This is a genomic window from Raoultibacter massiliensis, from assembly GCF_900199545.1.
In the GTDB taxonomy this organism is placed as follows: Bacteria; Actinomycetota; Coriobacteriia; order Coriobacteriales; family Eggerthellaceae; genus Raoultibacter; species Raoultibacter massiliensis.
The window spans coordinates 2,005,637-2,017,849 of record NZ_LT962671.1 but is presented as its reverse complement, the minus strand read 5'-3'; the positions used below and the strand labels follow the sequence as shown (position 1 = coordinate 2,017,849).

Annotated in this window: 8 protein-coding genes; 6 read left to right on the top strand and 2 right to left on the bottom strand. The window is 57.0% G+C overall.

Going from position 1 to position 12,213, the window contains the following annotated elements; translation table 11 throughout:
* Positions 1–434: 434 nt before the first annotated feature.
* Entirely contained in the window at positions 435–2,135 is a 1,701-nt protein-coding gene (locus C1719_RS12905) for an FAD-dependent oxidoreductase (RefSeq protein WP_180963601.1), read from the bottom strand.
* A 214-nt stretch (positions 2,136–2,349) separates the two neighbouring features.
* Between C1719_RS12905 and C1719_RS12900 the strand changes: the two genes are divergently transcribed.
* On the top strand, positions 2,350–3,741 hold the full coding sequence (locus tag C1719_RS12900; RefSeq protein ID WP_180963600.1) for a response regulator transcription factor: 1,392 nt from the start codon (positions 2,350–2,352) through the stop codon (positions 3,739–3,741).
* Between the two features lie 220 nt (positions 3,742–3,961).
* On the opposite strand, the gene hpf is transcribed toward C1719_RS12900, so the two are convergent.
* Complete coding sequence (gene hpf / locus C1719_RS12895) at positions 3,962–4,537, bottom strand: ribosome hibernation-promoting factor, HPF/YfiA family (RefSeq protein ID WP_102375479.1); 576 nt, start codon at positions 4,535–4,537, stop codon at positions 3,962–3,964.
* A 284-nt stretch (positions 4,538–4,821) separates the two neighbouring features.
* On the opposite strand from hpf, the gene nhaA reads away from it, so the two are divergent.
* The 5 genes from nhaA to glmU all read left to right on the top strand — a co-directional run bounded on the left by nhaA (position 4,822) and on the right by glmU (position 12,154).
* Complete coding sequence (gene nhaA, locus C1719_RS12890; protein ID WP_180963599.1) at positions 4,822–6,471, top strand: Na+/H+ antiporter NhaA; 1,650 nt, start codon at positions 4,822–4,824, stop codon at positions 6,469–6,471.
* 375 nt (positions 6,472–6,846) lie between these two features.
* Positions 6,847–8,070, top strand: coding sequence for a helix-turn-helix transcriptional regulator (locus tag C1719_RS12885; RefSeq protein WP_180963598.1), 1,224 nt, complete (start codon positions 6,847–6,849; stop codon positions 8,068–8,070).
* A gap of 234 nt (positions 8,071–8,304) precedes the next feature.
* Positions 8,305–8,904 (top strand): cytochrome c3 family protein, encoded by a 600-nt coding sequence (locus C1719_RS12880; protein ID WP_102375477.1) that lies wholly within the window; start codon positions 8,305–8,307, stop codon positions 8,902–8,904.
* Between the two features lie 56 nt (positions 8,905–8,960).
* On the top strand, positions 8,961–10,634 hold the full coding sequence (locus C1719_RS12875) for an FAD-dependent oxidoreductase (protein ID WP_102375476.1): 1,674 nt from the start codon (positions 8,961–8,963) through the stop codon (positions 10,632–10,634).
* Positions 10,635–10,792: 158 nt separating this feature from the next.
* Entirely contained in the window at positions 10,793–12,154 is a 1,362-nt protein-coding gene (gene glmU, locus C1719_RS12870) for a bifunctional UDP-N-acetylglucosamine diphosphorylase/glucosamine-1-phosphate N-acetyltransferase GlmU (protein ID WP_102375475.1), read from the top strand.
* The last annotated feature ends 59 nt before the right edge of the window (positions 12,155–12,213 follow it).

The following is a 12,213-nucleotide window of genomic DNA, read 5'->3' as shown; positions in this document are numbered from 1 at the left end:
CCGGCCCCAATCTGTCGGGGCCGGCTGCGTTTCGAGGCCTCGCCTATATTCCAGGAGCGGGTCTCGCGCGGAAAGCTCGGGTCTTTGCGTTTGGGGCGGGGTTGCCGCTTCCAAATGCACGTTTTTTTCCGAAATGTTGCGTTTCGGCCCGACAGCCAAGCCATCCGCCGTTCCGCGGTTTTTGCCATCTGGGGAAACGTTGGCTCGGCAGCACGAAAATCGATCCTGGCTCGCGAATGCAGGCGTTTGGCGCAACATACCGGGAAAAAGTGTGCACTCGGGACCGTGTCTTTGTCGAACTGGAGGCGAGCCTTTGTCTCGGGTTGCGTTTTCGGGTTGCATGTCAAAGGCTGCATCCATGGGTTTCGCTGTCTTTGAGCCTGCGATGCGCAGAAGAAGGGACCGCGAGTTGCGGTCCCTTCTCGCTGGTTGAGCTAAGCGCTGAGTGCGTTTTTAACCGCCAAGCGTGCAAACGTGAGATTCTTTCCCGCATGCAGCCCCCCGTAATACCAAGGATAGCTCATGCCGTAGAATCCCCCCTGGTCGTTGCCGACCGCATAAAGGCCGCGGATCGCGTTTCCTTCGGAGTCGATGACTTCGAGATTTGTGTTTACGCGAAGACCGTCAAGGGCGGCAAGCCCCGTTTCGCCCGTGATCATATGCATGGCGTAATAGGGAGGCTCGGTTACGCCGACCATGCGGAAGCCGATCTTGCCGAAATCATCGTCAACGCCCTTTTCGCAAAGCTCGTTGTAGCGGTCGAGCGTTTTCTTCAGAGCCTCAGCCGTGATGTCGGGGCTCTTCTCCTGCATCTTCGTTGCAAGTTCGTCGAGGCTGTCGGCTTGAACCATGTTGCCCGATTCCAGCTGCGGAGCCATGTACATCTCGTAGAAGTTGTCGGCATCCGTCGGCACGAGCGTGGTGCAAACGGCGCCGGGGGCGGGCACCATGCGCGAGCAGATCGTGGTATGGTACTTCGTCATCGCGTCCCAGTAGTTGGCGTCGAAGATGTTCCACCAGTCGTTGCCGGGGTTCATGGCTCCGGCGTTCGCCCCGAAGTCGTAGGGGGCGTCTTCGTTGCAGAACCTCTCGCCGAACTTGTTGACGCGCAGCCAGGGTTGGCTACCGGGGGTCCATCCGCCGCCTTCGATGCTGCGGTCGGAACTCATGACCCATGCGCATCGGCCGTAGTCGCCGCCTGCCCATACGCCCATCTTGAACCCGTCGCCGCCGTTGTCTTGGGGATTGCTGGTCAGATTCTGCGATTGGTTGGGATTGAGCTTTTCCATAAGGTAGCGATTACCGGAATAGCCTCCCGAAGCAAGTACGACGCCCTTGCTCGCGGTGAACCTCACGTAGTCGCCCGCCTCGTTTTTCGCGATGACGCCCGTTACCCGGTCGCCCTCTTTAACGAGTTGGACGGCCGGGGTTTTGTACCGAAGGTCGAGCCCCAAGCTTACCGCCTTGTCGAGCAGAACGGGGTGGGTGAGCCTGGTACCCATCTTGTTCGGCTGCATTTCCTTGTAGGGTTTTTCCACGGGGACGTGCGCAACCGGCGGGCTTGCGTGCTTTCCGCCCGTGTCTTTGTTGTCCGTTTCGACGGCGAATTCGAGCGTGCCGCTTTCCTCGAGCTCGTCGCCGTACCAGTCGATCGCTTCGCCGCTGTTGTCGTACCAGAGGTTGATAAGTCTTTGGTCGGCACGGTGGTTGGCGTACCACATGAGGTCGTTCACTATCTCGTTTCGGTCGAATGTGAGTCCAAGCTCGTTTTGGTAGCGGCTGCCTATTCCCGCGAACCAGTTCGGTGCGGCGAAGAAGGTGTCTCCCTTTTCGAGGAGGACCGTCTTGGCGCCCTCCTCGACCGCCGTCAGTGCAGTGGGAATGCCGCTCGTGCCCGCTCCAACGATAACGATGTCCGCCTCTATCGTTTCGGCGATCTCGCTCTCCTCGATGGGCGCAGGCGGCGCGGTCCAGTCTTCGCCTGTTGCCGAGGCGGAGGACCCCCCAGCGGAACCCTGTGCTGCCTGTGGCTGTCCGCCGCATCCCACGAGTGCTCCTGCGCCGAGGGCGGCGCCCGTTGCAAGCATTCCCGTGATGAAGCTGCGACGGTTGATCGATGTCGTTTGCATCCCCATGACGTCTCCTTCCGAAGGTGTTTGATGACGGAGAGATCGTTGCATGGGGAGAGTCGATCTGACATCTACCCAAAGGTGACATTTGCCGAAACGGGTAAAATATACCAAAAGGGTATAGGTATCTAAGATAAGATGACCATAAACTAGATGGATGTTTTCAGGCGAGGCGGGAGGTGCGACGGCGAACGTGGATGGTGGCAAGCGGTTATCGAGATTGGCGGTCAAACCTTGGCGCCTGCTCGGATTCGGGTACTATCAAGCGTGGATATATCTGGCAGTGCTCAGTACGGTTCTTTTCACCGATCCCGATTTTTTCTCGAACCATTTGCAGTTTACTCGCCAGTATTTTTCGCTGAGCGTCGCGGTTTGCCTGTTCTGCCTGATCTTCGTCAGTCAGAAGCTCGACATACTCAGCAAGCGGCATTATCTTTTGGTGGCAGCGGCTTCGTTGACGGCCATGGGCACGGTTTTGATCTCTCTTCCGTTGCAAGATCCGGATTTGCATTTTGTTGTAGTCGTTGTCGGAATGACGATGACGAGCATAGGCAATGCGTTTCTCATCGTAACGTGGGGCGCCCTGTGGAGCAGGATGGATACCGATCGAATGGGTCTGCACCTGGTAGTTTCGAATGCATTCGCGGGCTGCTTGTATCTTGTCGTCACCTTGCTCCCCAGCTTTATCGCAGTGATGCTTACGGCGGCTTTGCCTCTTTGCTCTGCGTTTACATTGCTGGCAAGCGAGGATGAGCCGCTCAGGCAGCAGGAAGACACCGCCGCGAAGCCGAAGCGGCTTTTGTGGAAGGCTATTGCCGCGATGGCGGTTATCCCTTTCGTCTTCGGAATCGCCCGCGCGTTCTCTTCCCCCGTTGAGGCTGCTGATTTCAACGGACTTCAGCACATGATCGTGTTGGGCATGACGGTTTTTGCAACTGCAGTTGCCCTTTTCGTTACCTTGGCGCCGAAGCAGCGTATCGTCATTCGTCTTTACCGGTTCGTTGTCCCCCTGATGGCGGCAGGCTTTATTGCCCTACCGTTTATTCCGAGCGAATATCGGTGGATGGCCTTTTCGGCTATCATGTGCGGATTCTATTCGTTCGAGGGCCTTGTGTGGCTGCTTCAGCCCGAGTACGTGTTCAGAACGAAAACATCGACGATCAAGGTGTTCGGATGGGGAAGATGCCTGTTCCACTTCTTCGGTTTCGCGGGGGCGACGTTCGGATTCTACGTTATCGATCAAGGTATGGCCCTATCCTCGATACCGGTACCCATCTGCCTGGCGCTCGTGTTGGCCTTGATCGTCTTATCGACGTATGTGTTCACCGAGCATGATCTGCGGCTGTTTATCGCAAAGCCCAAGCCGGCTTACGAATCCGATGACGCTCACGTGTATCGCGCCATGAGCGCAAAGTACGGATTGTCCGGCAGGGAGGGCGAAATCCTTGCAATGCTCGGCAAGGGGAGGAGCGCTCCGTTCATCGCAGATTCGCTGTTCATATCGAAGGGGACGGTAAAAACCCATACCCGCCATATTTACGACAAGATGGGGGTTCATAGCAAGCAGGAACTGCTTGATCTGATCGAGGGCGAAAGCAGGGGATTCCGCTAGTTGGGTCGACGGTGCGATTCGTTGCTTGGGAAACGGGCGCACTAAGGTCTCCCTGGCCGTTTAGGCGGAAACCCCATTGTTTCTTGAGATTGCGAGAGATGGGTGCCGCGATGACATCGGCGCTCGGACGAGGCTGCGATGCGCAGAAGAAGGAACCGCATCGTTTCGGATGCGGTTCCCTGTAAAATCGTTTTCGGTGCTTGTCTGGCGAGAGGTGAGTTTACTCCTCGGTCTGCTTCAGCAAGCCGTAGCCGCCATCGTCGCGGCGGTAGAGCACATTCACGAGGTTAGAATCGCGATCGGTGTATGCGAAGAAATCGTGGCCCAGAAGGTCGATCTTTACGAGCGCCTCTTCTTCGGTCAGGGGTTCGAACTCGATTTCCTTCACGCGGACGACTTCGTCATCGGAGAGTTCTTCCATGAGCTCGTCGAGGCTTGCTCCTGTGGCGGGAATGGGATCGGCAGCGATCTTTTCGGCACCGGCGCGGACTTTGCGATCGACGACGCGGGTCTTGTACTTGCGCATCTGACGGAGAACCTTCGCTGCGGCAACGTCGATGGCCGCATACATGTCTTCTTCGCTTTCTTCAACGCGGATGATGTGGCCTTTGGTGCGCAGGGTGACCTCGCATACGGCAGGACGCGGGTTCGCCGGGTTTTTCTCGACGAACAGGACTACTTCAGCAATGAGGGGATCGATGTCCATAACTTTCATGGAGTTCCCGATTTTTTCTTCAGCATACTGACGCAGTGCTTCGGTTACAGGCATTTTGCGTCCGGTGACGGTAATGCTCATGGCACTCACCTCTTACGATCGTGGCGAATAAAAAACAGCTTGGTCAGGACGTTTTCAGGCATGCAGCGATGCTTTTCGATCGACACAAACCCAAACCCGACTCCTTCCGTCAAGCTGATACGAACAGGATAGCGCATTGTCAGAGGGTTTTGGTCGCGTGCACAGAAAGCAGTTGAAAAATTGTAAACAGTTTATCGATATTCGAGATTGGTGCTTGATTACGCGATAGTATACTTTCACGGACAGATCAGCTAAGATGCCTATAAGCCGACAGTGGGGTTCATATGACGGGAAACAGTGCGGGAAACGAGGCGGGGAAAGACTCGCTGTTCATTCAGGAAGTTGCCGGACATCAAGCGCTTTACAAAAGGATAATCCAGCTGTTCCATTCGTCGACCAAGGCGGCTGCGTTCATGCTGATCGCCGCCATCGCGGCGCTCGTCATCGCCAATACGGCGTTCTACGATCAGTTCTATGCATTCTGGCATACGGAAGTGGGATTCTTCTTTGGCGAGGCTAAAGCCGAGATGTCGCTGGCGCATGTGATCAACGACATCTTCATGGCGGTGTTCTTCCTGCTCGTGGGACTCGAGATCAAGTACGAGATGACGGTGGGCGAACTCACGAACATCCGCCAGGCGCTCCTTCCCATCGTGGCGGCGTTTGGTGGCGTGTTCTTCCCGATCATCATCTACCTCATCTTCAACGCGACGAACCCCGAGACGGCCCACGGTTGGGGCGTTCCCACCGCGACCGACATCGCGTTCGCACTTGGCATCATGGCACTTCTGGGCAACCGCGTGCCCAACGGCATCCGCGTGTTCTTGAGCACGCTTGCGGTGGCCGATGATATCATCGCCATCCTCGTCATCGCCATCTTCTACGGACAGAGCCCCTCCGCCTTCTGGCTTGCCGCGGCGGCGGTCGTGTTCGTGGCGCTCATCGTTATGAATCGCAGGCACGTTTATTCGCTGACGCCCTACATCCTCGTAGGCATCGTGCTGTGGTACTGCGTGTTCATGTCGGGTGTGCATTCGACTATCGCGGGCGTGCTGTTGGCTTTCGCGATCCCCTCGGGCTCTCGCGTCAACCTCAAGAGCTTCATTTCTTGGTCGGGTAACCGCATCAAGGAAGCCAAGGAGCTCTATGAGCCGAACGACCCGGTCATCGGCCAGAAGGATTACATCGAGACGGTGTCGCGCTTGAGCCGCGTCGCCCGTCAGGTGGTGCCGCCCGCAACGCGTCTTGAGAACAAGCTCTATCCGTGGGTGTACTTCGCCATTCTGCCCCTGTTCGCGCTCACCAACGCCGACGTGTCTTTCGTCGACGGCAGCCTTGGGAACATCTTCGCCGACCCAGCGCTCTATGGCGTGTTCTTCGGCCTTTTGATTGGCAAGCCGGTTGGCATTATGCTGTTCAGCTTCATCATCGTAAAAACCAAGCTCGCATCGCTTCCCGAACATGCGAACTGGGGGCATATGTTCGGTGCGGGCATCTTGGGAGGCGTCGGCTTCACCATGGCCATCTTCGTGGCGAATCTCGCATTCGACGATCCCGCCATCGTGACCACGGCAAAACTTGCGATTCTCTCGGCTTCGCTGATCGCGGGCGTGGTGGGCTTTCTCGTGCTGTTCATCCAGGCGAACGCGGCGCGCAAAAAAGGCGTCGCCTACATAGCCACGGCACCCGACGGCGCGGCTCATCCTGCTTCCGATAAGGAATATATGGAAGCCGGCAAGCGCATGCTCGAAGAGATCGAGAGCCCGCTTCTCAAAGAGGAGATCGAAGCCGCGCAGCGCGAAGGCGACGGGTATGCCGAGATCGTCGTTGAACTTGGCATCGACGGCGAGCGAAGCGATCGGGCGGCGGCCGAGGGATCGGACGATCCCGACAGGCTCGACGGAGCGGGGCCGGATGAACGCAAGCGCGACTAGGCGTTTGCGGGTTGTCTCGAAATGCATATCGTCGCGCGCCTGTTTGCCCCTCGTATCGTTTTAGTGGATAATAATGCTAGGATGGGTGGACTTCTGAGCGACTTGCAATTCGCTGTGTCTTGGGGTCGGCTTTGGTGCGGGATTGAGCCAATGGGATGAGACGGGGTAATGCCGAAAAAGCCTAGTCTTAATATTTCGATAAAATCGTTTGAGTGGGATTATCTCGGGTTCGGATTATGCCGGGCGTGGATTACCCAATGGATGCTGCTGCCCATTCCGATGCTGAGTACCTGGAAGATCAGTGCGGAGCTCCTGTACTTCATTCCGGCTGCCTGTGCTTGTCTGGTCCTTGCCTTGTTTCTCAGGGGCAAGGATATGCGAAAGTCCCGAACGTTCATCCTGATTGTTTCCGCCCTGTTATCCTGTATCGGAATAACGCTTATTGCGATTGGCTCTTCGGGTAAGTTCGTGGTGCCTATGGCGCTTGGTCTGCTGAGCGTTGGAATTGCCGCCGCATTGCTGCAGACGCTTTGGGGCGATCGGCTTTCTTGCTTGCCGTCGAATCAGGCAAGCTTCTACACCGTTTGCGCCTTCCTCCTCTCTGCGTTTCTTTCGATTTTTGCGTGGTCGGCTGGGTCGCTCGGCACGGCATTGTTGCTTTTTTGCGCCTTGCCTATCGGGTCGTATATTCTGCTGTTTCGCGGGTTCCGCTCGGGCGAATGGGAGGAGGCTTGCACTTTCTCTTGGACCGAAACGACGAAAGAGACCCATGATCCGGTGCATTTAGGTCGGTTTTGCATTTCGATCCTCGTGTTCGTGATCGTTTTCAACTTCGCATATCGTCAGTTGCTGCCCGGTGCTTCTTTCGAGGGGTCGGGCCATCCCCTGAGAAGCATTGCGAACATCGTTGTTATGGCGGCTTTGCTTGTGGTCGTCGTTGCGACGGGGCGTTTTAACCGGATGGGGCTCTATCGTCTTTCGTTCCCCGTCCTAATCGGTGCGTTGCTGCTGCTTCTGTTCATTCCCGCCGAATACGCTTTTGTCGCATCGACCACTGCTGCGATAGGTTACAAGCTTTTCGATGTCTTGTTTTGGTGCGTTTTGGTCGAAATCGTTCATGGCGATAGAAAGAGCGCATGGAAGGTCCTTGGGTTCGGCATGGCAGCGAATCTCGGGGGGATGGGCCTTGGCATGGGTGCTGGATGGCTTTTCGAGCTGCTTCCCAATGCGGCAATGCCCGATCTGCCCGTTGTCGTCTGCCTCCTCATGTTTTCTTTGGTGATAGTGGTGATTCTCATTCTCCCGGAAAGCTTGCTAGCGCAATTCTCCTTTCACGAGTCGAAGAAGGGCAAAGGGCCTCTTGCCTTTTCTTTTGCGGATCGATGTGCGGCGGTCGCCGAAGATCATCTGCTGACCGCACGGGAGCGCGATGTCCTTAATCTTCTTGCTCAAGGCCGCACTCAATCTGTGATAGCCAGAAAGCTCGGCATCGGCGAAGGAACGGCGCATACGCATATCGTGCATGTGTATCAGAAGCTCGGCATCCATTCGCAGCAGGAGCTGATCGATCTTGTCGAAGGCTTCGCCGCGGATAGATAAGTTGCCTGCGGGCGTGCGGTTTTCGAGAAAACACGTGATCAATCGATTGGCGCGCAATGAGCGTCGATGGGCGTTTTCGCCGGTGAATCGTTTGTTGCGCAGCGCTATACCCCAAATGCTTCTCTCTACCTCTCGGGTATATCTTTTCCAAACGTAAAAAATCAACCTCTTAAGAAGTTTACCGACTCGCCTCGATCCCTTTTCATGTTCCCAGCGAAACGGGGGGAGGTGAATATGAAACATCGTATTGCGGGTATATGCGCCATAGCGTTTTTGGCAAGCGTGGTTTCTTTGGGTGCAGGTTGCGCTCCGCAGCAATCTGAATCGTCTTCCGACGATCGGTCCAAGCAAGAGGCGAGTGCAACGCCTGTGCAGGTAGATTGGTCCATGGAAAGCGATTGCGCTCAATGCCATGCTTCCGAGTCAACGTCGATGACGGGATTCGATTGCTTTGCGAAGGCGCATGCGGACGAAGGGTATGTATGCGTCGATTGCCATGTTGACGAAGCGGCTCTGTCCGACGTCCATAAGGATAGTGCGTCTGGGAATCCGGCAACGAAGCTGGTCAAGACGGAGGTGGGCGAAGACATCTGCCTCTCGTGCCATGGATCTCTCGATGAGATTGCGGACAAGACGGCCGATGTTGCTTTGGTTGACGATAAGGGCACAGCCGTTAATCCGCATGCTCTTCCGTCGAGCAAGGACCATGATGCGCTTGCGTGTGCAGACTGCCATGTATCGCATGAGGAAGCCTCTGCCTTGGATGAAGCTCAAAGCCTCTGCGCCTCTTGCCATCATTCCGGCGTATTCGAATGCGGAACGTGCCATAGCTAGGCTGCGGCACGTAGCAAAAAACTGCCGACCGGCAGTTTGTCTACAAGGAGGAAAGAATGGGAACTACCACAAAAACAGATGTATCGCGTCGCTCGTTTCTTAAGGGAGCAGCCCTTGCCGGCGCGGGTTTGGCTGCGGCAACGGCTCTCGCTGGGTGCTCTTCTGAATCGCAGTCTGCGACTCGGGCCGAGTATTTGCCCGAGGTTTGGGATTACGAAACCGACATTCTCGTAATCGGTTATGGTGGAGCGGGGATGTGGACCGCACTAACGGCTGCCGACGAAGGGCAATCCGAGGTGTTGATTCTTGAAAAGGCGCCGGTTCGCGGTGGCGGGAATTCGGCCATTAACCTCGGCGAATTCACCATTCCCGTTGACGAAGAGGGGTGCGCTACGTACATCAAGGCGTTCAGCCGCGGATTGACCCCCGATGCGATGGCCGACGCTTGGGCGAAGGAAGCCGTGCGCAACGGCGAGTATGCAACGAAGTGGGAATTGCCTTGGGAGCAGAACGAGGGAACCCTTGCAAGCAGGTATACCGAAAGCTGCGAGTATCCGTTTCTGCCGGGGGCCGATTCTATGGAGATCGGATCGATCGAGGGTTATGGAATGAACTTCTGGGACATCATGGACGCCCATCGCCAAGAACTCGGCATCGAAGTGCTGTTCAGCGTTGAAAACGAAGAGCTGATCCAGAATCCGGAAACCAAAGAGATCCTCGGATGCTATGCCGACTACGATGGCAAGCGCATTGCCATCAAGGCGCGTAAGGCGACGATGATGACGATCGGCGGTTTCGAGTTCAACGAAGAGCTGAAAAACGAGCACTTGAAGGTGTATCCTGCTCTCGGGTTTTATGGATGGCCGTACAATACGGGCGACGGCATTAAAATGGTGCAAAATGTTGGCGCCCAGCTTTGGCATATGAACTGCATGATCGGCGGTGCAAACCCGAACTTCCAGGATGAGGAGTACCCTTACGCCATCCAGCTTTCACCCAAAACCGATAACTACGTTTGGGTTGACAGAATAGGCAGGCGCTGGCGAAATGAGAAGGCGAGCAGCAGCCCGCATGTTGGGTGGCACCAGTATTTGGCGTTTGATGACGGCATTTGCGATTTTCCGCTGATTCCTACGTGGGCGATCATCGATCAGACGGCGTTCGATGCGGGGAGGCTCGGGCCCGATCCTACGGCCAAGCTTGCGCGTGGCATGTACGCCCCGACGCTTCCCGATGAGGTGGGTCGCTATCCTGGTTGGAGCGAGGATAACAAAGCAGAGCTCGATCGCGGATGGCTGAAAATGGGCAATACGATCGAAGAGCTCGTTGAAGAGATGCACAAAGTCGATCCCGATATGATGGATGCGGAGACTCTCAAGGCAACGATTGATCAGTTCAACTCATACTGCGAAGCGGGGAGCGATCCCGATTTCGAACGCCCTGCTGAAAGCCTCCTGCCCATCTCAAATCCCCCGTATTACGCGTGGCCCATATATCCGGGAGGATGTTCGACTTTGGGCGGGCCGAAGAAGAACGAGAATGCGCAGGTTCTCGATACGAAGGACGAGGTTATTCCGCGTTTGTACGCGGCGGGGTGTTTCGGGAACTTTGCCGCCCATACCTACGGGATCAGCGGAGGAAACAATGCGGAGAATATGGTGTGGGGCAGGATCGGCGCCCGCCATGCCGCTGCTCTCGAGCCGTGGGACAAAGAAGCCTCGCAGGGCTAGCTCAAGCGATGCTTCGAAACCGGGGATGAATCGACATGCTGGCATTTCATCGTATTGCGTTGCGGTATACTGATTTCGTCTAAGGAGGTCGGGTGCGGTGCGCGCTATACCGTGCACCGCACCCGACTAAACGTTTACGTTGATGGAGGATCGCCTCGATGGAACCGCGCGCTATCGTTCTCGCCGCAGGAGCCGGCACTCGCATGAAGTCAAAGAAGCCGAAGGTTGCTCACGAACTCTTGGGAAAGCCGCTCGTGCGGTGGGTCGTTGACGCTGCGCGCGCAGCGGGTATCGGCGAGGTGGTCAGCGTGGTCGGCCACGAGCGCGAACAGGTTATTCCGCTTGTCGAGGCCGACACGCAGATCGTTGTGCAGCACGAGCGCAGGGGAACGGCCGATGCGGTCGCCGTATGCCGCGATGCGCTCGCGGGCTTCGATGGGTCGCTCGTGGTTCTTTCGGGCGATTGCCCGCTCATCACTCCCGAAACCATCCGCGCGCTCGTCGAGGAGCGCGAGCAGAGCAATGCGGCGGTCGTGGTTCTCACCATGAGCATGGATGACCCCTTCGGCTACGGCCGCATCGTGCGCGACGAGACGGGCGCGGTCGAGCGCATCGTCGAGCAGAAGGACTGCTCGTCCGATGAAGCCGCTATCACCGAGTGCAACTCGGGGTTCTACTGCTTCGACGCGAAAGCGCTGTTCGAAGCGCTTGAGCAGGTGGGAAGCGATAACGCGCAAAACGAGTTCTACCTCACCGACGTGCTCGAGATCTGCCGCGAGGCGGGGCGCCTCGTGTCGGCGCTCGTCACCGAAGATCCCGCCGAATGCCTTGGCATCAATTCGCGCGTTCAGCTTGCCCAGGCCACCAAGTTCATGCAGCGGCGCATCAACGCGCGCCATATGGCCGAGGGTGTGACCTTGGTCGACCCCGAGCTTGTTTGGATCGGGCCCGACGTGACGATTGCCCGCGATGTGGTTCTCGAACCGCTCACCTTCCTGCTTGGCTCAACTTCGGTGGGCGAAGATTGCGTTATCGGTCCGAACTCGCGTTTGACCGATACCGTGGTGGGCGAGGGTTGCGTTGTCGACGAGACCGTTGCCGTCGAAGCCACGATCGACGATGGCGCAACCTGCGGCCCGCGCACCTACCTGCGCCCCGGAGCGCACCTGTGCGAGGGCGCGAAGGCGGGCACGCACGTCGAGATCAAGAAGTCGACGATCGGCAAGGGCTCGAAGGTTCCGCACTTAAGCTACATCGGCGATACCGAGATGGGCGAGGGCGTGAACATCGGCGCCGGCTCGATCACCTGCAACTACGACGGCAAGAACAAGCACAAGACCACGATCGGCGACGGCGTGTTCGTGGGAAGCGACACGATGCTCGTTGCCCCCGTGAGCCTTGGTGACGAAGCGGTTATCGGTGCGGGATCGGTCATCACCCGCGATGTGGCTCCGGGTTCCCTTGCTCTCGAACGTTCCAAGCAAGTCGAGATTGCCGATTGGAAAGCGCGGAAGTTTTAGCTTGGCAATGGCGGCCTTCGCAAGCGTGCTCGTTTCACGATGGATGGCAAATCTTCTTC

Bases quoted from the DNA above. Each gene is read 5' to 3' on its own strand.
- C1719_RS12880 (WP_102375477.1), top strand. From the start codon at position 8,305: ATGAAACATCGTATTGCGGGTATATGCGCCATAGCGTTTTTGGCAAGC.
- hpf (WP_102375479.1), bottom strand. From the start codon at position 4,537: ATGAGCATTACCGTCACCGGACGCAAAATGCCTGTAACCGAAGCACTG.
- nhaA (WP_180963599.1), top strand. From the start codon at position 4,822: ATGACGGGAAACAGTGCGGGAAACGAGGCGGGGAAAGACTCGCTGTTC.
- C1719_RS12875 (WP_102375476.1), top strand. From the start codon at position 8,961: ATGGGAACTACCACAAAAACAGATGTATCGCGTCGCTCGTTTCTTAAG.
- C1719_RS12885 (WP_180963598.1), top strand. From the start codon at position 6,847: ATGCGAAAGTCCCGAACGTTCATCCTGATTGTTTCCGCCCTGTTATCC.
- C1719_RS12905 (WP_180963601.1), bottom strand. From the start codon at position 2,135: ATGGGGATGCAAACGACATCGATCAACCGTCGCAGCTTCATCACGGGA.
- glmU (WP_102375475.1), top strand. From the start codon at position 10,793: ATGGAACCGCGCGCTATCGTTCTCGCCGCAGGAGCCGGCACTCGCATG.